Source organism: Alcanivorax profundi (genome assembly GCF_003597125.1).
Taxonomy (GTDB): Bacteria; Pseudomonadota; Gammaproteobacteria; order Pseudomonadales; family Alcanivoracaceae; genus Alcanivorax; species Alcanivorax profundi.
The window spans coordinates 123,424-145,627 of record NZ_QYYA01000004.1; the positions used below are offsets into that span (position 1 = coordinate 123,424).

18 protein-coding genes and 1 pseudogene are annotated in these 22,204 nt (G+C 54.8%); 8 read left to right on the forward strand and 11 right to left on the reverse strand.

From position 1 onward, the window contains the following. The first annotated feature begins 83 nt into the window (after positions 1-83). Positions 84-416 (forward strand): Spy/CpxP family protein refolding chaperone, encoded by a 333-nt coding sequence (locus D4A39_RS13230; RefSeq protein WP_022986250.1) that lies wholly within the window; start codon positions 84-86, stop codon positions 414-416. A gap of 156 nt (positions 417-572) precedes the next feature. On the opposite strand, the gene aceF is transcribed toward D4A39_RS13230, so the two are convergent. The 5 genes from aceF to D4A39_RS13255 all read right to left on the reverse strand — a co-directional run bounded on the left by aceF (position 573) and on the right by D4A39_RS13255 (position 8,851). Next, positions 573-2,231 (reverse strand): dihydrolipoyllysine-residue acetyltransferase, encoded by a 1,659-nt coding sequence (gene aceF / locus D4A39_RS13235; RefSeq protein WP_022986108.1) that lies wholly within the window; start codon positions 2,229-2,231, stop codon positions 573-575. 37 nt (positions 2,232-2,268) lie between these two features. Further along, on the reverse strand, positions 2,269-4,941 hold the full coding sequence (gene aceE / locus D4A39_RS13240; RefSeq protein WP_022986109.1) for a pyruvate dehydrogenase (acetyl-transferring), homodimeric type: 2,673 nt from the start codon (positions 4,939-4,941) through the stop codon (positions 2,269-2,271). A 203-nt stretch (positions 4,942-5,144) separates the two neighbouring features. Next, complete coding sequence (locus D4A39_RS13245; protein ID WP_119918337.1) at positions 5,145-5,987, reverse strand: hypothetical protein; 843 nt, start codon at positions 5,985-5,987, stop codon at positions 5,145-5,147. Next, a complete protein-coding gene (gene ampD / locus D4A39_RS13250; protein WP_022985012.1) occupies positions 5,984-6,550 on the reverse strand; it encodes a 1,6-anhydro-N-acetylmuramyl-L-alanine amidase AmpD in 567 nt (188 codons plus the stop codon). The genes D4A39_RS13245 and ampD overlap by 4 nt, the downstream gene beginning before the upstream one ends. 66 nt (positions 6,551-6,616) lie before the next feature. After that, the gene (locus D4A39_RS13255) at positions 6,617-8,851 is read right to left on the reverse strand and encodes a DUF1631 domain-containing protein (protein ID WP_022985011.1); all 2,235 of its coding nucleotides are present in this window, start codon (positions 8,849-8,851) and stop codon (positions 6,617-6,619) included. A 197-nt stretch (positions 8,852-9,048) separates the two neighbouring features. Here D4A39_RS13255 and D4A39_RS13260 point away from each other — a divergent pair, with 197 nt between their 5' ends. Both D4A39_RS13260 and nadC read left to right on the forward strand, forming a co-directional pair. Next, positions 9,049-10,386, forward strand: coding sequence for an alanine/glycine:cation symporter family protein (locus tag D4A39_RS13260; RefSeq protein ID WP_022985010.1), 1,338 nt, complete (start codon positions 9,049-9,051; stop codon positions 10,384-10,386). Between the two features lie 99 nt (positions 10,387-10,485). Continuing rightward, positions 10,486-11,325, forward strand: a complete 840-nt coding sequence (gene nadC / locus D4A39_RS13265) for a carboxylating nicotinate-nucleotide diphosphorylase (RefSeq protein WP_119918339.1) — start codon at positions 10,486-10,488, stop codon at positions 11,323-11,325. 93 nt (positions 11,326-11,418) lie between these two features. On the opposite strand, the gene D4A39_RS13270 is transcribed toward nadC, so the two are convergent. From D4A39_RS13270 to D4A39_RS18840, 5 genes and pseudogenes are all read right to left on the reverse strand, one after another. Next, a complete protein-coding gene (locus D4A39_RS13270; RefSeq protein ID WP_119918341.1) occupies positions 11,419-12,690 on the reverse strand; it encodes an O-antigen ligase family protein in 1,272 nt (423 codons plus the stop codon). Continuing rightward, positions 12,648-14,033: a sulfatase-like hydrolase/transferase gene (locus tag D4A39_RS13275; RefSeq protein WP_119918343.1), complete on the reverse strand. Its 1,386-nt coding sequence runs from the start codon at positions 14,031-14,033 to the stop codon at positions 12,648-12,650. Before D4A39_RS13275 ends, D4A39_RS13270 begins: the two co-directional genes overlap by 43 nt. Before the next feature lie 14 nt (positions 14,034-14,047). After that, a complete protein-coding gene (locus D4A39_RS13280) occupies positions 14,048-15,235 on the reverse strand; it encodes a serine hydrolase domain-containing protein (protein WP_119918345.1) in 1,188 nt (395 codons plus the stop codon). A 70-nt stretch (positions 15,236-15,305) separates the two neighbouring features. Next, positions 15,306-15,626: a pilin gene (locus tag D4A39_RS13285; protein WP_438502577.1), complete on the reverse strand. Its 321-nt coding sequence runs from the start codon at positions 15,624-15,626 to the stop codon at positions 15,306-15,308. A 14-nt stretch (positions 15,627-15,640) separates the two neighbouring features. Further along, positions 15,641-15,758 (reverse strand): annotated as a pseudogene (locus tag D4A39_RS18840) (pilin); the annotation flags it as partial. Positions 15,759-16,170: 412 nt separating this feature from the next. Between D4A39_RS18840 and pilB the strand changes: the two are divergent. The 5 genes from pilB (at position 16,171) to D4A39_RS13310 (ending at position 21,019) form a co-directional block, all read left to right on the forward strand. Then, the gene (pilB, locus tag D4A39_RS13290) at positions 16,171-17,877 is read left to right on the forward strand and encodes a type IV-A pilus assembly ATPase PilB (RefSeq protein WP_022985004.1); all 1,707 of its coding nucleotides are present in this window, start codon (positions 16,171-16,173) and stop codon (positions 17,875-17,877) included. 2 nt (positions 17,878-17,879) lie between these two features. Beyond that, positions 17,880-19,106 carry a type II secretion system F family protein gene (locus D4A39_RS13295; protein WP_022985003.1) on the forward strand — a complete coding sequence of 409 codons (1,227 nt, stop codon included), beginning with the start codon at positions 17,880-17,882 and terminating at the stop codon, positions 19,104-19,106. A gap of 2 nt (positions 19,107-19,108) precedes the next feature. Continuing rightward, entirely contained in the window at positions 19,109-19,984 is an 876-nt protein-coding gene (locus tag D4A39_RS13300) for a prepilin peptidase (RefSeq protein WP_022985002.1), read from the forward strand. An 80-nt stretch (positions 19,985-20,064) separates the two neighbouring features. Then, positions 20,065-20,667: a dephospho-CoA kinase gene (gene coaE, locus D4A39_RS13305; RefSeq protein WP_022985001.1), complete on the forward strand. Its 603-nt coding sequence runs from the start codon at positions 20,065-20,067 to the stop codon at positions 20,665-20,667. Between the two features lie 163 nt (positions 20,668-20,830). Further along, positions 20,831-21,019: a DNA gyrase inhibitor YacG gene (locus D4A39_RS13310; RefSeq protein WP_119918355.1), complete on the forward strand. Its 189-nt coding sequence runs from the start codon at positions 20,831-20,833 to the stop codon at positions 21,017-21,019. A gap of 152 nt (positions 21,020-21,171) precedes the next feature. Here the strand turns inward: D4A39_RS13310 and D4A39_RS13315 are convergent, their stop codons facing one another. Beyond that, positions 21,172-22,113, reverse strand: coding sequence for a Nudix family hydrolase (locus D4A39_RS13315; protein WP_022984999.1), 942 nt, complete (start codon positions 22,111-22,113; stop codon positions 21,172-21,174). Positions 22,114-22,204: the final 91 nt, after the last annotated feature.

Genomic DNA, 22,204 nt, shown 5'->3' on the forward strand with positions numbered 1-22,204 from the left:
CATTCCCTGCATATTCCTTGCAATCTTTACAGTGATACTGACTCCATCAAAACACAGGGACTCATGTCCAGAAGGAGAGCACCATGAAAAAGATCGCTATCGTTGCTGTTGCTGTTTTCGCTATCACTGGCACCGCGTTTGCTTATGGCCCGGATCACCGGGGTGGCGAACGCATGGTTGAGCACATGACCAAGAAGCTGGATCTGAGCGAAGCGCAAAGTACGCAACTACAAGCCGTGTTCGATGAGCAGGGTGAAAAAATGAAAGCCTTGCACGATGAGACCCAGGAAAAGATCAACGCTATCCTGACCCCCGAACAGCAGGAAAAAATGGCAGAGATGAAAGAGAAGCGTAAAGAGCGGATGGAGGATCGCAAGGACAAGCGCAAGGAGAAACGAGAGAAGCGCGGCGAGTAACAGGGTGTGGTCGGACGTCTGAAGTCGGACGTTTGATGCTAAAGCCTGAAAAGCTTTGAGGATCAATTTGAAGTGACGGGTTTGTCATCCAACGTCAGACCAGCCCAGAACGAAGAAAGCCGGCGCTTGCCGGCTTTCTTCGTTCTGGGCGCACCCCTACAACAACACCCGCCGCATATCTGACAACAACTGGCTCAGATAGGTGGTAAACCGTGCCGCATCTGCCCCATCAATGACACGGTGGTCATAGGACAAACTCAACGGCAAGGTCAGCCGCGGGACAAACTGATTGCCATCCCACACCGGTTGCATATCCGAACGGCTCACCCCGAGGATGGCCACTTCCGGCCAGTTCACAATGGGCGTAAACGCCGTGCCACCAATACCGCCCAGCGACGAGATACTGAACGTACCTCCCTTCATGTCCGCCGGGGTGAGTTTGCGATTGCGCGCCTTCTCCGCCAGCTCGCCCATTTCCAGGGCGATTTCTTTGAGGGTTTTCTTGTCCGCTTCCTTGATCACCGGCACCACCAAACCATTGGGGGTATCCACCGCAATACCGATGTTGATGTAGTGCTTGTGAATCAGGGCTTCGCCACTGTTCTCAAGTGAACTATTGAAGCGTGGAAACTCCTTCAGCGCCTTGGCACAAGCGGCCACCAGGAACGCCAGCATGGTGAGCTTGACGCCTTCCCGTTCCAGCGCCTTGTTCTGCTGCTTGCGGAAGGCTTCCAGGTCAGTGATATCCGCATTGTCATGCTGGGTCACATGGGGAATGGTCAACCAGGAACGATGCAGGTTCTGGGCAGACACCTTACGCAATTTGTTCAGCTCTTCGCGCTCGACATCCCCAAACTGACTGAAATCGATCTCCGGCAGATCCAGCGACACTCCACCACTGCCGGTTGCCGGCGCGCTCTGTGATTCCAGGCGCTGTTTCACCCAGGCATGCACATCCTCTTTGAGGATACGATCCTTGGGACCGGTTCCGGTCACCTGCCCCAGATCCACGCCCATTTCCCGGGCCAGCTTGCGCACCGCCGGCCCGGCATGAACTGCCTTGCCGGGAGAGTTTGCCGCTGCGGGAATAGCGGTGGAGGTCTGCGCGGGTTTGGCCTGCTCCTGCTTGTTCTGTTCCTGTTTATCGGAGGCACTGGTCTGCGATACAGAAGCAGACGACGTTGCGGTGTTTTCTGTCGCGTTGGGCGCCGCATCACCACCGGATACCGCCAGCGTCAGCAAGGGATCACCGGTACTGACCTTGTCACCCACCTTGATGATCACGGACTCCACGGTGCCCGCCTGGGGCGCCGGGATTTCCAGCGATGCCTTGTCGGACTCCAGCACCGCGATCACCTGCTCGGCCTCCAGCACATCCCCTGCCGCCACACTCACTTCGATGATCTCGGCACCATCGATATCACCCAGGTCCGGCACCGTCACGGTTTCCGTGCGCGATTCCGTGCCGCTGGCTGACTTGGCTGGTGCCTGCTCAGCCTCTGGCTGAGGCGCGGTTTCCTGCTCGGTTGGCGTGTCAGTTGTTGCTTCTTCCTGCGACGGGGCGTTGTCATCCGCCCCTGAATCGGCCTCGACCTCCAGCAGGTCATCCCCTTCCTTGACCCGGTCCCCCACCTTCACGTTGATGGCAGTGACCTTGCCGGCTTTCGGAGCCGGGACTTCCACTGTGGCCTTGTCGGATTCCAGTACCACAATGGTATCTTCCGCGGCGATGGTATCGCCGACTTTTACGCTGATCTCGATGACGTCAACAGGATCACTGCTGCCCACATCGGGAACCTGAATCTTCTCACTCACACCAGTCTCCTTTTAGTGAGATTGTCTTGAGGTGCGATCAATGCATCACCGGATAGGGTTTATCCGTGTCGATGCCATATTGTTCGATGGCCTGCTTCACTGTGGCGGCATCCACCTTGCCTTCCTTGCGCAGCGCGTTCAGCGCCGCCAGCACCACGAAGTGACGGTCCACCTCAAAGAAGTGACGCAACTTCTGGCGCGAGTCACTGCGACCGAAGCCGTCGGTGCCCAACACGGAGTAAGGGGATTTCACCCAGGGACGAATCTGGTCGGCAAAGCTGCGCATGTAATCGGTCGATGCGATCACCGGGCCTTCGCGGCCATCCAGGCATTTCTCGACCCAGTTCTGCTCGCGCTCGCTGTCCGGATGGAGCAGCTCGTCACGGTCTTTCTGGATACCTTCACGACGCAGCTCATTGAAGCTGGTGACGCTCCACACGTCCGCGGCGATGCCGAAGTCCTCGCGCAGCAGCTCAGCGGCGGCCTCCACTTCACGCAGGATAGTACCGCTGCCCAGCAGCTGAACCCGTGGCGACCTCTTGGTCTTGCCCTTGCCTTCGCGCAGCAGGTACATGCCGCGGCGGATGCCTTCTTGGGCCCCTTCCGGCATGGCGCCATGCACGTAGTTCTCGTTCATCAGTGTCAGGTAGTAGAAGACTTTTTCGTTGTCTTCGTACATGCGCTTGAGGCCATCGTGCAGGATCACCGCCAGCTCGTAGCTGTAGGTCGGATCGTAGCTGACGCAGTTGGGGATGGTGCCCGCCAGAATATGGCTGTGGCCATCCTGATGCTGGAGGCCTTCGCCGTTGAGCGTGGTACGGCCAGCGGTGGCACCCAGCAGGAAGCCTCGGGCCTGGCTGTCACCTGCCGCCCAAGCCAGATCGCCGATACGCTGGAAGCCGAACATGGAGTAGTAGATGTAGAACGGAATCAGGGCAAAGTTGTGCACGCTGTAGCTGGTGGCCGCTGCCAGCCAGCCGGACATGGCCCCCGCTTCGTTGATGCCCTCTTCCAGGATGCGACCCTTTTTGTCTTCGCGGTAATACATCACCTGGCCAGCATCTTCCGGCTCGTACTTCTGACCGCCGGAAGAATAGATGCCCAGCTGACGGAACAGCCCTTCCATCCCGAAGGTGCGGGCCTCATCGGGCACAATCGGCACCACCCGGTCGCCAATCTGCTTGTCCTTGATCAGCGCACTCATCATGCGCACGAAGGCCATGGTGGTGGAGATTTCGCGATCACCACTGCCTTCCAGAAAACTGGCAAACACATCAAGGCCCGGAATAGTCAGCGCCTGACTGGCCTGCTGACGACGCACTGGCATGTATCCACCGAGCTTGTTGCGCTGTTCATTCATGTAGCGCAGTTCCGCTGACTCAGGATCCGGCCGGTAGTAAGGCACGTCCTTGAGTTGCTCGTCGGTAAAAGGCATGTCGAACCGGTCGCGGAATTCCTTGAGACTTTCCAGATCCAGCTTCTTCATCTGGTGGGTCTTGTTCACCGCCTCACCAGCACCGGTGGCATAGCCTTTTACGGTCTTGGCCAGAATCACGGTGGGACGCCCGGTGTGTTTGGTGGCCTCATGGTAAGCCGCGTACACCTTGAACGGGTCATGGCCACCACGGTTGAGGCGATAGATGTCCTCGTCGGACATGTGCGCCACCAACTCCTTCAGCTCCGGATAAGCGCCGAAGAAATGCTCGCGGGTGTAGGCGCCGCCGTTCTTCTTGTAGGCCTGATACTCGCCATCCACGCACTCTTCCATACGGCGGCGCAGCAAGCCCTGGTTATCTTTTTCAAGCAGGGGATCCCACAAACGCCCCCAGACCACCTTGATCACATTCCAGCCTGCACCCCGGAACACGCCTTCCAGTTCCTGAATGATCTTGCCGTTACCCCGTACCGGGCCATCCAGACGCTGCAGGTTACAGTTGACCACAAACACCAGGTTATCCAGCTTCTCGCGGCCGGCCAAAGCCAGCGCACCGAGGGATTCCGGCTCGTCCATCTCGCCATCGCCCATGAAGGCCCACACCTTGCGGTTGTCCTTCTGGATCAGCTCCCGGTTCTGCAGGTACTTCATGATGTGGGCCTGATAGATGGCCTGGATCGGCCCCAGCCCCATGGACACGGTGGGGAATTGCCAGAAATCCGGCATCAGCCACGGGTGCGGGTAAGACGACAGACCCTGCCCGTCCACTTCGCGACGGAAATTATCCAGTTGCTCTTCGCTGATACGCCCTTCCAGATAGGCCCGCGCATACACGCCCGGCGCCGAGTGACCCTGAAAGAACACCAGGTCCCCTTCGTTTTCATCGCTGGGGGCCCGGAAGAAATGGTTGAACCCCACGTCATACAGGGTGGCCGACGAAGCGAAGGAGGCAATATGGCCACCCAGTTCATCGTCGTTGTTCATGTTTGCCCGCATCACCATGGCAAGCGCATTCCAGCGCACCAGGGAACGGATACGGCGTTCCATGAATACATCACCGGGAATGGAGGCTTCGTCTTGCGGGGAAATGGTGTTCAGGTAGGGGGTGTTGAGATGGGTACGGTGGATGCCCTGTTCCTGGGCTTCGTTGGCAATGACATCGAGAAGCCAGGCAGCCCGTTCCGGGCCTTCCCGCTCGACCACTGATTCCAGTGCGTCCAGCCATTCCCGTGTTTCAGCGGGATCCATATCATCAAAAAAACTGCGTTTCTGCATGGGCGTGCGTCCTTTTTCGCGTAGCCAGGCGGCCTTGCAGGATCACTGCAAAACCGCAAAAAAACCCAAGGGTGTCTGGGCCGAGCGGATCACTCGTTGTCATTTATACTAGCCGGGGTGACCGGCGGGTCAAATGACGAAAAGCATCAGTTTTCATGGCGTTAGACTAGCGCGAGCGTCACTGCTGCACCATGCGACCAAAGTCAGGCCAGCAATACCCAGAGCGCGCAGGCGATCAACCAGATCGCCACACAGCGCAACACCAGGCCCTGTAATTCTTCCATCGGCTGCATGCGCTCAAGCAATGAACTCTGTTCGTCAATGGGACTGAGATCCGATGCGGCCCGGGCAGCATCCAGCAGCAGGCTGGCAGCAGCCTCGTCGCTATTGGCCAGAGAAAACCAGCGATGCCGCATGCTATCCATGACAGCGGCGAAATCCCCCGCCAGCGCCATGCTAAGCACCAGTAAACGTTGCACTGGCCAGCTCATCCAGCGATGCAGGGTCGCGATCGCAGAGGACTCCACCCCAACCCGTTGCAACCAGGCCTGATTCATCACCCACAGAAAGGCCCCGGGCAAACCCAGCACCATCAACCAGAAGATCACCGCAAAGACACGAAATTCACGCGCCAGGGCACGCTCGGATAATTGCTCTTGATAGGCAATCTCGGTGGGATCGCCTGTCACACCAAATTCTTCACTGGCCAAGGCAGCGAACCCTTCCGGGTCATTCATGCGTCCACGCACCAGAAGCTCATCCACATGCCGAAACTCACTTTGCCCGCCCATTAACCAGACAAGCACCAGCAGAGCCATCAACAGCCACAACCACTGCGCCCAGAACCCCTGTAACGCACACCCCAGCAACGCCAATAACACTGACGGCAGCAACACCGCCAGTAGATACAGCAAGGGCCCATTCCCCAGCCGGTTACCCAGACTCTGAAGCCATGTCTGGTGACGGCTTCGCAGCGTAAGCCACTGAGGCCAACTGACCTCCAGACGACGCAACCCCAGCACCAGAATCAACACCAGAAACTTCATGCCATTTCCTCCCTGAAACGGACCAGATCGTCACGGTAACGGGCCCATTGAAATGCCGGACCCGGATCGGTTTTGCGCCCGGGCGCGATATGCTCATGGCCAGTGATGCGAGGGTCGGTGATCGCCGGATAGTGTTGCTGGAGCAACACGGTGAGCGCGGCCAGCGAGCGATACTGCGCGGCTTCATAGGGCACCGTATCCGCCCCTTCGAGCTCCACCCCAATAGAGTAATCATTGCAGTTGTCGCGCTGTTCAAACTGCGACACTCCCGCATGCCAGGCGCGTTTGTCACAAGGAACAAACTGCAACAGGCTGCCATCGCGACGAATAAGGAAGTGGGAGGAAACCCGCAGTTCATGGATTTCCCGAAAATAGGGGTGCGCATCCGGGTCCAGCGCGTTGTTGAAAAGCGCCGGAATCCAGGGGCCACCGAACTGCCCCGGGGGTAAGCTGATGTTGTGGATCACCAGAAGGGAGATATCGTCGGGGTCGGGACGATCGTTGAAATTGGGAGAGGGGCACCAATGTGCCTGATCCAGTCGATGTCCGGTGAGGGTAAGCACCCGCGCCAACTCCTTGTCTGCAATGACGGATGTCAGCGGCTAGCGGAGCCCGGGCAGGCAGCCCTGTTAATGTTGCATGCCCGCCTGCATCTTGCGCAGATCACCGATGACAGCTTCCAGGGCCCGGTCAAACAGGGCGCCTTCCTCAATGAGTTTAGCAGTCCCTTCATGCAGGGCAACGGCAAGGCTGTAAGCAGAAAATTCCTGCACTTTGATCCCGCGCCGGTTAGTGAAAACCAGTTTCAGCCCGGCACGAATATTGGCCGCGAGCTTGGCTCGGCGAGGCTCTTCTGCGTCCAGCAACTCAATCCACTGGCCAGGGGCCAGCTGGGACGCCTTTTTCACCAGGAAATGATTGTCAGGCAAACTTGCCTTTTCGGGCTCAGGCTCTGCAGTTTCTTCTGCCTTCACCGCCACCCTCTCAGTTTGGAGCCCCTTGAGCAACTGCTGGTGAACATCACGGAAAGACACCAGCAACTGGCGAGTTTCTGCCTCGTCGTAGCTGATCCGGGAAAGGCCGTCATGCAACGTTTTCAACAGTTTCGGGCTGAGCGCCTTGAGCTTTTCCAACGCAGCCTGATCGCGGTGCTCGAGGACACTCCAGACTACCGCATCCACCACCTTCACGTGCTGCTGCCAATCCGCACTCTGCTCACCTTCTCGCAACCAGGTCAGGTAGAGCACCTGCTGCCAGCCCTGGCGCAATAAGCGGACCACGACATCGGGAAGCTTGCGTCCCGCCATGCGCTTATCAAGGACGGCAACCACTTCCTGGCGCGCGTGTTCAGCCCGGGCCTTCCCTTCTTCCGCCTCCCGAACACGCTGCTCCACCTTCTCTGAGCGAGACTTCTGCCCATCGAAGAAGTGTTGAAACTCCTGTAAAAGTGAGGCGAAAAGGCTGGCATCATCTTCGAAGTCATCGATGATTCGATGGACCGCCTGATTAATCCGTTGATACAGGTCATCCTGAATCCCTTGCTGGGGATCCCACTGACATCCCGCCCGGGCCAGCATGTTGAGCAGCTGGCGCGCCTCATGGTTGTCATTGCTGAAAAAGGATTTGTCGGTGATGGCGACTTTAAGCAGCGGAATCTGCAAACGCCCTAATAACGCCTTGATATCCGACGGCAAGCCTTCGTCATCGAGAATGAAGTCAAACAGCATGGAAACCAGATTAATGACATCATCATCTGCCTGGTCCAGTGCATGAATGGCTTCTCCGTGCTCAGTATCGAGCATCTCGGACAGATCTTCCTTAAGAGTGACCCGCTCACCCTCCTGATCATCAAGGCTACGCTCCACCCGCTGCAGACGATTCAATACTCCCAGCAAATCATCCGAGCTGACCTGATGAACCGACGCAGGATTGGCCACTGGCGCACCGTTCATATAAGGAACGCCATTTTGCATTACCGCCATGGGCGCATTCATAGCTGCCGCGCCACCTGCCCCCGTGGCTGGAGACACACCACCACCCTGCATCCCGCGCATGGTGACCAGCAGCTCCTGCAGCAACCCGAACATCTGGTCATTCATCTGCCCGCCGCCCATGGCATGCCCTTCGCCACCCTCGGCGGAGCGCCCCAGCGAACGATTACCCGGCTTACGAGCAGGCGCGATAGGAGCCGATTTCATATCCGGGAGTACCCCGGCATCAATCAGGATCTTGTTCGCCTCGCTAATCATATAGCCTGTTTCGGCCATGACTTCGCGCTCAAACAACTTCAGCACGATCAGGCGGGCCTTGATGTCGATAGAGAGCTTCTCAAGCCCATCGTTAAAGGCCGACATCAGTTTGCGGGGTTCCAGGGGATTATTTTTTTCAGAAAGAGAAACCTTGCCTTCCAGCAAGTACTCAATGCGGTGAGTAAGTACTCGCATCTGCTCATCGCAGCCGTTTCTGGCGCGTCGAGCCATATTGTCTAGCGCAACGGAAGTTTCCAGCTCATCTTCATTCACCAGGCTCAGAGAGTCCAGATCTACCGGCGCATCCAGAGCCGAAGGCGCTTCGGATAGAGGCTTCATTCCCTGAAACTGATTAACCAATGACTGACGGAAACCGGTTTCAAGGCCCGCCCGCTGGATACGCAGCTCTCGCATGGCCTCGAAATAGCGTTCGCGCTCGTTATCCGTTTCCTTCTCTGCCAGATCGTAAAGGGCATCGTCAGCCCCATCCAGCATGTCACTCAAATAGGCAGATACCAGTTTCAGGTAGCCATCACGGACCTTTTCCAGCGGACGCGGCAGCTGGCTTGGTGCCGCATTGCCGGTCACAGGCTTGAGTTTGGTGACATTGGACATGGAACCCCCAGCGGCGAGTCCGCCTCATCGGGACAAATAATTTGATACTTATAACTTACCACACAACCAAGCATACGAATTTTGAACTAGTTGGCACATGAACCAAAGTATAGGTTTGGCTTCCTGACCTGCCAACGCTTTTCATGCCCGGCGAATTCCCCTAGCCTAAGGCTTTTCAGGGGTTCTGGACGATAGCCATGGATGCAACCGTTACAATTCTCAAACAGATAAGTGGTATTTTGTGGGGATGGCCGGCACTCATCCTCATCGCCGGCACCGGCATCTACCTGACACTGGTTCTTCGCTTCCTTCCCCTGCGCCAGCTGGGCTTTGGTTTTCGCCAGATGTTTGGCCCCCAGACAGGGGTTGGCACCATTGGCGCCAGTGCCGCACTGGCCACCTCTCTCTCTGCCACCATCGGCACCGGCAATATTGTCGGGGTTGCCACCGCTATCCACTCTGGCGGCCCGGGCGCACTGGTCTGGATGTGGCTGATCGCCCTGGTCGGCATGGCCACCAAATACGCGGAAGCCGTACTGGCCGTGCATTACCGCGAAAAAGACGCTGCCGGCCAATATGTCGGCGGCCCCATGTACTACATTCAGAATGGTCTCGGCCGAAACTGGCGCTGGATGGCCCTGGCCTTTGCGGTGTTCGGCATGCTGGCAGGCTTCGGCATTGGCAACAGTGTGCAAGCGAACTCGGTGGCACACGGGTTAAGTGACAGCTTTGGCCTACCCACCTGGGTCACCGGTGTCACTCTGGCCGTGCTGGTCGGACTTGTCGTACTGGGCGGCATGAAACGGATCGCCACGGTGGCGACCTTCATCGTGCCTTTCATGGCACTGGCCTACCTGCTGGCAGGCCTGATCGTGCTGGTGGACCACGCCAGCGCCATCCCGGACGCCCTGGCGCTCTGCTTCGAAAGCGCGTTTACCGGGACAGCCGCGGCCGGCGGGTTCGCCGGTGCACTGGTGAAAGAAGCGATCCGCTTCGGTGTTGCCCGGGGCATTTTCTCCAATGAAGCCGGCCTTGGCAGCGCGCCCATCGCCCACGCCTCTGCCAACACCGACCATCCTGCTCGCCAGGGGTCCATCGCGATGCTGGGCACCTTTATCGACACCATTATTGTCTGCTCCATTACCGGACTGGCAATCGTATCTACCGGGGTCTGGACCAGCGGTGCAGAGGGCGCACCACTGTCCGCCATGGCGTTCTCTGCCACTTTTGGCGACCTTGGCAATGCCATCGTTGCCTGCAGTCTCGCCATTTTTGCTTTTACCACCCTGCTAGGCTGGAGCCTGTACAGCGAACGGTGCACCCAATTCCTGTTTGGCCCCAAGGCCGTCATGCCGTTTCGGGTCGTCTGGGTAATCGCCATACCTCTGGGCGCCGTGGTCAGCCTGAATTTCGTTTGGGCGCTCGCCGACATCATGAATATCCTGATGGCGGTACCCAACTTGATCGCTCTGCTATTATTATCGCCCATTGTGCTTCAGCTGAGCCGCGAGTTTTTTAATCGCAAGGCCCCCTGACAGATTTATAAATGCTTATTTGCCCACGACCACTGCCCGGCAGGCTCTATTGATGCCTGCCTCGCAGTTCCCGTCTGGCTCGATATTCCGGAACAAAACATGCCCGCACTACCTGACTACATTCGTGATGACATCCAGCGCAACGTCGCCTTTGCCCTTGAAGAGGACATTCGGTGTGGCGACATCACCGCACAACTCATTGATGCCAATCGCAGCAGCACCGCAACCATTATTACCCGTGAAAACGCTGTCATGTGTGGTCAAGCCTGGGCAGATGAAGTATTTCACCAGTTAGGTGATGTTCAGGTTCAATGGCATGTCACGGACGGAGACAGACTGGATGCCAACAGCACAATCTGTACCCTGATTGGCAATACCCGCCAGATCCTCACTGGAGAACGCACCGCCCTGAATTTCCTGCAAACCCTGATGGGCACCGCCACCACCGCCCGCCACTATGCTGACACCGTCGCAGGGACGTCCGTGACGATTCTCGACACCCGAAAGACCTTGCCCGGTTTACGTGCAGCACAGAAATATGCCGTACTGTGTGGCGGCTGTGAAAATCATCGCATCGGACTGTATGACGCTTTCCTGATCAAGGAAAACCATGTAGCTGCCTGCGGAGGCATAACCGCGGCAATTGAACGGGCACGGGCACTGGCTCCAAACAAGAAAATCATTGTGGAAGTGGAAACTCTCGAAGAACTGAAGGAGGCAGCAGCGCTGAGTCCAGACCAGATCATGCTGGATAATTTCAGCGCGGACATGTTGGCGCTGGCAGCCCAAATGGCCACGTCATCCGCCCTTGAAGTGTCCGGCAACTTGACTGTGGAGAACGCCAAGGTATTGCCTGCCGGCCGCCATTGGTTCCTGTCTTCCGGCGCACTCACCAAGCATATTCAGGCGGTAGATCTATCGTTGCGGTTGCAACCCTGACTCTGGGCTTCGCCAATGCCTCTGCAGTATCACCCTGCGGAAGATTGCCTACACACGAATTGCTGGAAGGGAGTTTTTCATTTTACTCCCAACTCAACTACTCAATGGCGCTTGGAGTCTCTTCACTTCTGCCAAAATGATCGCACACGCTCCAGAAAAAATTGCCGAAGGCATTGCATGATAAAAAACGCCATCATACAAAGAGAGTACGAACAAGGTTGAGAAGAGAGAAAGGCCGGCATAGAGGTAGACAGAATCTGCCCTCCCCCTTCTGCAACACACAACCCCCCGCAGGAACAAAGACAACACCACAGTGAAGAAAATCACTGAAAATATGCCCCCCCATTCCAAAGTAACCTGCAGAAAGCCGTTATGCGCCTGAACCGCAAAGCCATCAGGAAAAGCACGCACAAATGCCTCACCACCATTACCCAAGAATGGGTGTTGCTTTATTTCATGAACGCTGTCTGCCCATATCGCAAACCGATTCGTACTTATTCCGTTAAGACTCTTAACTTGAACACTTCGATCAAATGCCTTTACCCAACCCATACCTTTTTGGTCTACAGGAAATTTAGCAGAAACCGCCATAGCTGCCACCAAAAGGCCTATATACAAAACCATCACCCCTGGAGCGCGAAGCCTTTCAAAAATAACAAAGAGAAAAAAGCAACCGGAGACGGAAGCCAGAATTGCCCCTCTAGCCCCAGACCAAAGCATCAAAGAAAAAGAGAAGAAAAAAACCAAGCAAAACAGCAGCTTACTCGAAAGAGTCACTTTGGCTCCACCCCAATAACCAACAACAGAAGCAACGCAAAGCAAATACCCAAAGTGTCTTATATTTGCAAAACCGGGAGGGTCATTAAGCCAATCAAAACCTGATGGAAACTCCATCAAATACCACGCCACAATCATCCTAATCCCGCCCCAAACTGCACCGGCAGCAACTCCCAGCAAAACAGCCAAAGCAGCAGAATGAATACGGGATACGAGTACAAAAGTAGCCGCAAAAAACAGGAAGTGAGCAGCCATCCCTGATGCTCGCCCCCAATCCCCTCCTACCAAATTAATTCCAAGTACAGCTATAAAGAAAAAAACAGCTATCCAGACATAAGGACTCCTGACAAAGTCTCTTACCCCGAAAGCAGATAGCACCAAAACTGAGAACACCATCTCAATAGCTGTTACCTTTGAGTTATTCCAGTAAACTGCATCCCCATTTATTACCCCAAACAAGAAAAACGCTACAAACGCCATTCCACATAGCACTTTTTCTTTTAGCCCCAACCCCCCAAACTCGGGAAACATGAAAACACTCCCCATCACATTTCCCTTTCGCCGTTTCCAATCAAAAACCTTACCCATGGAACCTTACCTTTTTTAAAATTTCTTGTTTTTTCCGCATGATCAAGAATTGGAGGCTCATGATCTCCAACCACAATCACAGCAACCCCCGACATGAATGGGTTTTGCGCATACTCCGCAAGGTTCGCAAAGAATTGCGCGTGAAGGTTTAGGTTTCGGCATGACTGCGTTTCATCTCCAATACCAAGCTTCTCGCAATCGACCCTTCTCTTATCTAGATCCCTCAAGTCATATATGGAGTGACTATTTAACGTTAGCCAGTAATAAAAAACCTTCCCTTCTTGTTCGAACGCTCCCTGCAATTCTTCAAACATATCCGCATCACAAGCACCAGGAAAAGAATAGCAGCGCCTCTCCCAGACTTTACTCTCAAAAAAAACTGCTGAGTCAAAACCGACTTTGGGATACCAACTGGTTCGGTCGTACATCAAACCCGCTGCTCCGTGCATAGAAAATGTTTTATAACCATCTTTCTTTAAAATGTTAGGCAGGCACATAGATAGCTCATCGCGATCCTTAAAACTAAAATGTAATGGCCTAAGCGCACAAAGCTCTCTCATTTCCGCGTCAATAGTAATACCGGAGAAGTCGATATCCCCCTGAGAGATTTTAGAGATTACTGAATTTTCAGAATACAACGGCTCAAGAACAGCTTTCATTACCGCTGACTCACTGACCCCCCATGACTCTGCGACAATCAATAGTATTTTTTCTGGTTTTTCACCTCTTCCCTGAAAAAAAACCTCGGTAACGCCAAAGTTTGGCTCTTCCGCGAAGGCGACACCCTCATCGTCAAACCGATCAAAAAATGCCCCCTGCCGACTTTCAAATGCAAACACCCATTGACTGCCAATCAATCCAGTTTTGGAGACTCTCCAAACTTTTTCTCCGCTATCCTCACCTAAAATAGATTCCGCCGCATACAGCAAAACAAAAGCGTTAATAACAACAAGAAAAACCGTTTTATCTACGCGGAATAAACTATACAAAGACAGAGAGACAAACCCCAAGCAGAACAAAACCGAAAACCCGGCAAACACCTGGTAAGACCACGGCGCAACAGGAATAAACCTGGCCAAATAAAGCAAATCAAATACATCAATAATCGGAAAAACCTGGCCAACCAGAGCCAAGGCATCAAAGAAAAATGCCAAAACGACAAGAACCGCCCCAACCCATCGAGACATAAAAACCATTACCAATGCAGAAAAAAAATAATCCACATTGAAAAATGGCCTCCCCATTTCGAAATAACCAGAAAACCCCCACCAAATCGCATTAGGAACTACTGCCAAAACGACCAAAATCAAAACCACATCGTTGAAAATTTTTCTTTTAGTCACCAAGTGGCCCTTCTCTAAATTCCATGAATATGATTGCTTATTCGTACCAAGAACTTTTTCATCAATTCGCCTGAAGCGGCATTTTCAGTATCAGAATTACCAAGCCAGACAAACACATCACCAAACTGGCTCAGGGCAACAACGCCTGCAGCGCCGGGCAGATACCCTTCCTTGACATACAATAATTCACCGACACGGGGAGAATACTCATAGAACGCATAACCGAAACAGTTTCTTATCGCCTTATTATCACAACTGTCTGGGCGCCCTTGCAGTAGCAGCGAGCCAAGATCTGACATGACGATTTCGTGCATTAGAAACGCATAAGAATAGGCACTCCCTGTCATTCCCGCACCTGAAGAAATCGCATAAAAGTCAAACTTTCCACGGTTTATTTCACTGTACATTTGGTTATATCGATAATCATGCCATACCTCATCCTTCTCATACCGATACTCCGCAAACTTGATCCCCCTCCCTTCTAAATCAAAGAATTCATTGACCAGCTCTCGATATTTTTTTTGATACACCTTTTCGAGCATCACACCCAATAAACAATAATTCAGGTTCGAATACTCGACAGGCCGATCTCGATTTACTTTTAAGCTGGCCAGATTTGCCATTGAATAAGGGCACCACGGCTTATCACCAACGACAAAAACAGAATCTCTATCCCTCTGATAAAAACCCGATCGATGAGAAAGAAGATCTCCAACCTGTACTTTTAACGGCCAATCTATTTTTTCTTGATGGCCATTACCATTCCATAGAATCTGGTCAATCTCAGAATCCAGCCCGATTTTCCCATCGGCTACAGCACGCATTACCGCTGCGGCTGTAATCGGCTTGGTCAGGCTTCCGTAGCGAAACCGGGTTTGAACCGAAACCCGTTCTCCCAGGAACTCAAACCGCTGAAGCCCCCCTATCTCACAGTGGCCTACAGAACCATCGCTACGCACCAAGGCTACCTGCCCAGAAAGCGCCTTCAGATCCTTAACAGCCGAAATAAGGGCCGACTCTAACCACAAAGGACTGCCTTCTGAGCAGCGCAGGGTCAGATTCGAAACAGCAGACTCCAAAGGGAAAAAGGCTCGATTGACCTCTTTTAGCCGGGTTGTCGATAAATGAACCACCGCAGCCAGCATAAGGAGCGAAACAGAAAGGAGGAGTAGCGCTGTCTTTGATAACTTGAATTCAGACATATACGGAACACCACAACGCAAAAGGGCACCTCATGGGTGCCCTTTTGCGTTAAGCTTGTTGCAGGTTGGATCAGCCACCAGAACCGGCTGCTGCCTCGCCACAACCGGCAGGCTGGTATTTTTCATCTGCAGAAGTAGTACAGGTCCAGGTGCCAGTCTCTGCACGGGACCAGGTCAGGGTATCACCGTTGATTGCAGCGGAGGAGTTACCACCGAAAGTGGCCTCCAGCTCAGCGGTGTTAGCATCCAGGTCAATAGATGCAGAAAGACCGTCTTGCAAGTCAGCACCCAGCAGGTTGCTGCTGCTCCAACCGAAATCACAGTCGGTGTCGTCCTTGCCTTCCATCATGCAGGTCTCAACCACGGTACGCAGGGCGCCAACTTCACCCATTACACGGCTAACCTGAGACTTGGACACATAGTTCTGGTACTGCGGAATCGCTACGGCAGCCAGGATACCGATGATGGCAACCACGATCATCAGTTCGATAAGGGTGAAACCCTGTTGCATTTGCTTCTTCATGTCGTTTCTCCAACTTTTGGCAAATTTCTTATTGAGCTCACCCCTGGCGAGCATCTGCCGGTACAAATGCATGGACCGGGCCAACTTTTTTATCTCAGACTTTTTTCTGTTTCAACCCCCGAATTCCCTGCCTTTTGGCCTAGGCTCGCCGTTTTCGAACCAGCACCTTGAAACCGTACGCCACGGCAAGCCTCTCACACACCTTGTCACTAGGTGACCCATTTTGTCACACCCCCAGGAATTAATGACTTTCCTTGTCACTGCAAACACACTCTTGGGACCTTATATGAGAAACCCCTCGCAAGATGCTGATTTTCCGACCCCCGGCCTTCCCTCTGCCCACCACAAACGGTATGTTACGAAAAAAGTGTTGGGCATACCGACCATTCTAAGCAATAACAAGCAGGGTGCCATGGCCAGTCAGAACGTCACTTTCAGTGGTTTGCCGCAGCGATTACTAAAGCAGGAGCTGCTGACCGCCGATGCCATTCAGGAAATACAGCAACAGGCTCGCCAGGAACGGGTCAGCCTGGTCCACAAGCTGGTGGAATCCGGCAAGCTGTCCGCCAAAGTCGTGGCCAATGCCGTAGCGGAAGAGTTTGGCGACCCAATTCTTGATTTGAGCGCATTCCAGCGAGACAGCCTGATCAGGGACCTTGTCGATCCGAAACTGATCACCAAACACCATGTTCTCCCCCTGTTTCGCCGTGGCAGCCGCTTATATGTTGCCGTGGCCGATCCGACCAATCTCCCCGCACTGGAAGAGATCCGCTTTAATACGGGTCTGAATGTCGAAACCATTATTGTTGAGGAAGACAAACTCACCCACTGGATCGACAATCTGGAGTCCGAGGCCGATGAGGGCGCCTTTGATGATCTGGATGACGGTCTTGATGACCTGAATATCAGTGCGGCGGAAGAGAAGGACGACGAAACCAAGTCTGGCTCCGACGATGCTCCTATCGTCCGCTTCGTCAACAAGTTACTGCTGGACGCCATTAAAGGTGGCGCCTCAGACCTTCACTTTGAGCCCTATGAAAAATCCTACCGGGTTCGCTTTCGCCAAGATGGCATTTTGCAGACCGTATCCAAGCCTCCCATCAACATAGCCAGCAAGCTGGCCGCGCGCCTTAAGGTAATGTCCCGGTTGGACATTTCTGAACGGCGAGTGCCTCAGGATGGGCGGATCAAACTGAAAATCTCCAAGACCCGGGCAATCGACTTCCGGGTAAACACCTGCCCGACCCTGTTTGGCGAGAAAATCGTTCTGCGAATTCTGGATCCCGAGTCCGCCAAGATGGGCATTGATGCCCTTGGCTATGAAGAGGGCCAGAAGCAGCTGTACCTTGATGCGCTGCATAAGCCGCAGGGCATGATTCTTGTCACCGGGCCCACCGGGTCAGGTAAAACCGTCTCTCTTTATACTGGGGTAAACATTCTCAACACCCCTGAGCGCAACATCTCGACGGCAGAAGACCCTGTGGAGATTAATCTGGAAGGCATCAACCAGGTTAACGTCAATCCCAAGCAGGGAATGGATTTTGCGTCTGCCTTGCGCGCCTTCCTGCGCCAGGATCCAGATATCATTCTGGTAGGGGAGATCCGGGATCTGGAAACCGCCAACATCGCCATCAAGGCCGCCCAGACAGGTCACCTTGTGCTGTCGACTCTGCATACCAACAGTGCGCCGGAAACATTAACCCGTCTGCGGAACATGGGTGTCCCCTCGTTCAATATTGCTACCTCGGTCATTTTGATCATCGCCCAGCGTCTGGCACGGCGGTTGTGTGAATACTGCAAGGAAAGCGTGGATATCCCGAAACAATCACTGCTTGAGATGGGTTTCACGGAAGAAGATGTCGCCAGCGGCTTTACTGTTTATGGCCCCGTTGGTTGTGAAAAGTGCAAAGGCGGTTACAAGGGACGACTGGGGGTGTATGAGGTTGTCCGGATCACAGACGGTATTGCCCGTATCATCATGCAGGAAGGCAACTCCATTGAAATTGCCGACCAGTGTAGAAAAGATGGCTTCAATGACCTGCACCGGTCGGGCCTGGTCAAGGTCATGCAGGGGATAACCAGCCTGGAAGAAATTAACCGTGTAACAAGCGGACATTAATTATGGCAACGAAAGCAGCAGAACAAAAAAACGCAACCTTTCTCTATGAAGGCATAGACCGACAAGGGAAGAAGGTCAAGGGGGAAACCTCCGGCAAAGGCCCTGCACTGGTTCGCGCAGAATTGCGTAAACAGGGCATCAATGCCAAGAAGGTGGTAAAGAAGCGGGAAATCAACATTGGCGGCAAGAAGAAAATCAAGCCAATGGACATCGCTATCTTTACCCGCCAGATGGCAACCATGATGAAAGCCGGGGTTCCCCTGGTACAGGCCTTCGAAATTGTTGCCGATGGGCTGGATAACCCGTCAATGAAAGACCTTGTACTCAAGCTCAAAGTGGAAGTGGAAGGCGGGAATAACTTTGCCGGCGCCCTCTCAAAGCACCCGGATTACTTCGACGACCTGTACTGTAGCCTGATTGATGCAGGGGAGCAGGCCGGCGCACTGGAAACCATGCTGGACCGGGTTGCCCTGTACAAGGAAAAAAGCGAAGCCCTCAAGCAAAAAATCAAGAAGGCCATGAAGTATCCTGCCACCGTCGTGGTCGCCGCTGTTATTGTGACCGCCATCCTGCTGTTGAAGGTGGTGCCGGTATTTCAGGATTTGTTTGAAGGTTTTGGCGCCGAACTGCCCGCGTTCACTATGTTCGTGATCAACCTGTCCAAGGGACTCAGTAACAACTTCCTGTTCATTCTGGTCGGCATTATTGCGTTCGTGGTGGGCTTCAGCACCCTGAAACGCAAGTCTGAAGCCTTCAGGAATGCGCTGGACCGGACCTATCTCAAACTGCCGATCGTGGGTGACCTGACTTTCAAGTCCACTATCGCCCGTTATGCACGAACCTTGTCCACAACGTTTTCCGCTGGTGTTCCGCTCATCGAAGCACTGGATGCCTGTGCCGGCGCCACCGGCAACGTGGTGTACCGAAATGCGGTGCATCAGATCAAGGATGATGTGGCCACCGGGCAGCAGCTTCAGTTCGCCATGCGAGCCACCGGCGTGTTCCCGGCCATGGCCTTGCAGATGACTGCCATCGGCGAAGAATCCGGCGCCTTGGACGCCATGCTGGAAAAAGTCGCCGTGTACTATGAAGACGAAGTAGATAACGCCGTCGATGGACTGACCAGCATGATGGAACCCTTGATCATGGCGGTACTGGGGGTTCTCATCGGTGGCTTGATTGTTGCCATGTACCTGCCAATCTTCCAGCTGGGTAATGTTGTAGGCTAAGAATGCAAGACACCTTTGAATTGTTATCTGAAAGCCCAACCTTACTGGTTGGGCTTTGTGCTTTTTTCGGGCTGCTGGTCGGCAGCTTTCTGAATGTGGTGATATACCGCCTGCCTGAGATGATGATGCGCAGCTGGCGGCATGAGGCGCGCGAGATTCTCGAATTACCCGAAGAACCGGACAACGAGATATTCAATCTGGTGACCCCGCGCTCGCGCTGCCCCAAGTGTCAGCACGCCATTGCCTGGTACGAAAACGTACCGGTTGTCAGCTGGCTAGCGCTTAAGGGCCGTTGTCGCGGGTGCGCCACTCCCATCAGCAAACGCTACCCCCTTATCGAGCTCGTCAGTGGACTTCTCGCTGGCATCTGTGCCTGGCAGTTTGGCTATGGCGGATGGCTGGTATTCACCCTTGCGGCGACGTGGACACTGTTGGCCGCGGCCATGATTGATGCCGACACGACCCTGTTGCCGGATGATCTCAACTACCCTCTACTCTGGGCTGGCCTGCTTGCGGCCCTGCTGGGCATCTCGCCCGTGTCCCTGCCTGATGCCGTGATTGGCGCCATGGCAGGCTACCTCTCCCTTTGGAGCGTGTATTGGCTGTTCAAACTGCTAACCGGGAAGGAAGGCATGGGGTACGGGGACTTTAAACTGCTCGCGGCTCTCGGCGCCTGGGTGGGCTGGCAGTACCTGCCGCTGATTATCCTGCTCTCATCGGTGGTCGGTCTTGTCTTCGCAGTCGGCGCCATGGTCTTTGCTGGCCAGAAACGCACCCAGATCCCCTTCGGCCCCTACCTCGCCACGGCCGGGTGGATTGCCCTGCTGTGGGGCGATAGCATCGTCAACTCGTATCTGGGGATGTTCAAGGTCGGTTGATCCGCGCCCTCCTGCCCGTGTGGGAGCCATGCTCGCATGGCTCCTGCAAAAACAAAAAGTGAGAATACCAAGGAAATGTCATGTTCGTAGTGGGTCTTACCGGCGGCATTGGCAGCGGCAAAACCGCCGCAACGGATTATCTGGCCCAGCTGGGCATTACCATTGTGGATGCGGATCTGGCCTCGCGGGTGGTGGTGGAGCCCGGTCAGCCGGCATTGCAGGCGATTGCCGAGCGTTTTGGCGACCATGTGATCGCGAAAGATGGCGCCCTGGATCGACGCGCGCTGCGCGAAATCGTGTTTGCCGACCCGGACGCACTCAAGGCGCTGGAAGGCATCACCCACCCGGCCATTGGTCAGGAACTTCGCAACCAGATTGCTGCGAGCAAGTCGCCCTACACCGTGCTCGTTTCTCCCTTGCTGTTCGAGACAAGCCAGAAAGACCTGGTACAACGCACTCTGGTCATTGATGCACCTGCGGAACTGCAGGTGAAGCGCACCATGGCCCGGGACCAGGTACCCGAAGAGCAGGTTGCGGCCATCATGAAAGCTCAGTTGGAACGGACCCAACGGCTGGATCAGGCGGACGATGTCGTCGAGAACCATGGCTCGCTGCAGAGGCTACATGACCAGCTGGATGTGCTACACAAACTTTATCTGGATCTGGCCAGCCATCATTCGTAGGCTGAAACGCCTACGGGCTTCGCTGGCAAGCACCTCGCAACGGCGGAGATCGGCTCACGCCGATTTCCACCCTACGATGCTGACGCCTGACGCCTGACGCCTGACGTCAAAGAGGTTAAGATCCAGCCTTTCGCTGTCCACTATCAACTGTCAACTGATCTTTATGTCCGACAACACCACCCGCACCTATCCCTGTCCGCAATGCAAAAGCCTGACCCGCTTTGATAACAACCCCTGGCGGCCATTCTGTAGCGAACGCTGCAAACTCATTGATTTGGGGGACTGGGCGTCAGAGCGACATGCCATCCCGGGTGACCCGGAAGCTCCCGGGATGGATTTCGAGGAACAGTGAAGGCTGCGCGAGCAGCATACCCTGTCAAGTTTTTCGGGTTTTTCCTTGTTTTTAAGCGCATGAGGCCGCGCCCGGAATCCGGGCGCGGCCTCATGCATTGAAGTCACAACCAGTCGCTTATCGCGACACTGTTAACTATTCACTGTTAACTGTTAACTCCAAAAGGCGCGGATGCCTGCGACGCCCACCGCGCCATGCTCTCGGGCAAGGCAGATGTCCTCCGGCCCCACTCCTCCCAGCATGTAGCAGGCAAGGGGTAACCCGCAGGCCCATTGGCCCGCTCTCTCCCAGCCCAGGGCGGGCTGGTCTGGATGAGTGGTTGTCGGGTTAACGGGTGAAATCAGTGCGCTATCCAGACCCAGGCTGACCGCTTTATCCAGCGCCTGCTGATCATGGCAAGCCGCCGAGACCACACCGGAAAAATCGGGACGGCGAGAGCAACCCATCAGCACGCTGGCAGGCAGATGCAAACCGAACACACCCTCCGGCATTCCCCCTGCCATTCCGAGGGGAGAATCTGCCCTCAACCAGACGCGCACCCCGGCACGACGACAGGTCTCCAGAATGCGCTCGCGGGCAGGATGCTGACTCCAGGCGCGCAAATAAACGCCGGTTTGCATACTGTCCAGACGCTCGATACCCGTCAGCAACGTATTAAGCTCAATGGTATCGGGCACAATGGCAAGACACGGGGGGAGCATAATTGCCGTCACAACCGGCTGGTTAGCCGCCGGAAACGACAGTTCTGCCAGATCACTCAAGGCAAACCAGGCAACTTGCTGCCCTTCCCTGCCCGTGGGCACTCCTCGCCACCCGGTCACATCCCGAAAATGCAGGGTCACGTGCAAATCAGGGTACTGATGCGCAATGGTCATAAAAGGAGAAGAGAGGGACGACGCCATGCCCAGCTCTTCATAGAGCTCACGAGCCAACGCCTCATCAAGCCGCTCCCCCGGCTCCACTTTGCCACCGGGGAATTCCCAGCGGCCGCCCTGATGCTTGTGGTCCGGACGCTTGCTGAGACAGATACGCCCATCTTCGCCACGGATAATGGCGGCAACAACGGTAATGGCGGGAGTAGGTTCAGTGCTCATTTATCTGGGTCCATTCGCTCTGGCAGCGACCGGGATAATATCGGAGCGTGCTTGCACACGAAGCAGTGGACTGCCGGCCCAGGCAAATTCA

Bases quoted from the DNA above. Each gene is read 5' to 3' on its own strand.
- D4A39_RS13230 (WP_022986250.1), top strand. From the start codon at position 84: ATGAAAAAGATCGCTATCGTTGCTGTTGCTGTTTTCGCTATCACTGGC.
- aceE (WP_022986109.1), bottom strand. From the start codon at position 4,941: ATGCAGAAACGCAGTTTTTTTGATGATATGGATCCCGCTGAAACACGG.
- D4A39_RS13245 (WP_119918337.1), bottom strand. From the start codon at position 5,987: ATGAAGTTTCTGGTGTTGATTCTGGTGCTGGGGTTGCGTCGTCTGGAG.
- D4A39_RS13255 (WP_022985011.1), bottom strand. From the start codon at position 8,851: ATGTCCAATGTCACCAAACTCAAGCCTGTGACCGGCAATGCGGCACCA.
- D4A39_RS13260 (WP_022985010.1), top strand. From the start codon at position 9,049: ATGGATGCAACCGTTACAATTCTCAAACAGATAAGTGGTATTTTGTGG.
- nadC (WP_119918339.1), top strand. From the start codon at position 10,486: ATGCCCGCACTACCTGACTACATTCGTGATGACATCCAGCGCAACGTC.
- D4A39_RS13270 (WP_119918341.1), bottom strand. From the start codon at position 12,690: ATGGGTAAGGTTTTTGATTGGAAACGGCGAAAGGGAAATGTGATGGGG.
- D4A39_RS13280 (WP_119918345.1), bottom strand. From the start codon at position 15,235: ATGTCTGAATTCAAGTTATCAAAGACAGCGCTACTCCTCCTTTCTGTT.
- D4A39_RS13285 (WP_438502577.1), bottom strand. From the start codon at position 15,626: ATGGGTGAAGTTGGCGCCCTGCGTACCGTGGTTGAGACCTGCATGATG.
- pilB (WP_022985004.1), top strand. From the start codon at position 16,171: ATGGCCAGTCAGAACGTCACTTTCAGTGGTTTGCCGCAGCGATTACTA.
- D4A39_RS13295 (WP_022985003.1), top strand. From the start codon at position 17,880: ATGGCAACGAAAGCAGCAGAACAAAAAAACGCAACCTTTCTCTATGAA.
- D4A39_RS13300 (WP_022985002.1), top strand. From the start codon at position 19,109: ATGCAAGACACCTTTGAATTGTTATCTGAAAGCCCAACCTTACTGGTT.
- coaE (WP_022985001.1), top strand. From the start codon at position 20,065: ATGTTCGTAGTGGGTCTTACCGGCGGCATTGGCAGCGGCAAAACCGCC.
- D4A39_RS13310 (WP_119918355.1), top strand. From the start codon at position 20,831: ATGTCCGACAACACCACCCGCACCTATCCCTGTCCGCAATGCAAAAGC.
- D4A39_RS13315 (WP_022984999.1), bottom strand. From the start codon at position 22,113: ATGAGCACTGAACCTACTCCCGCCATTACCGTTGTTGCCGCCATTATC.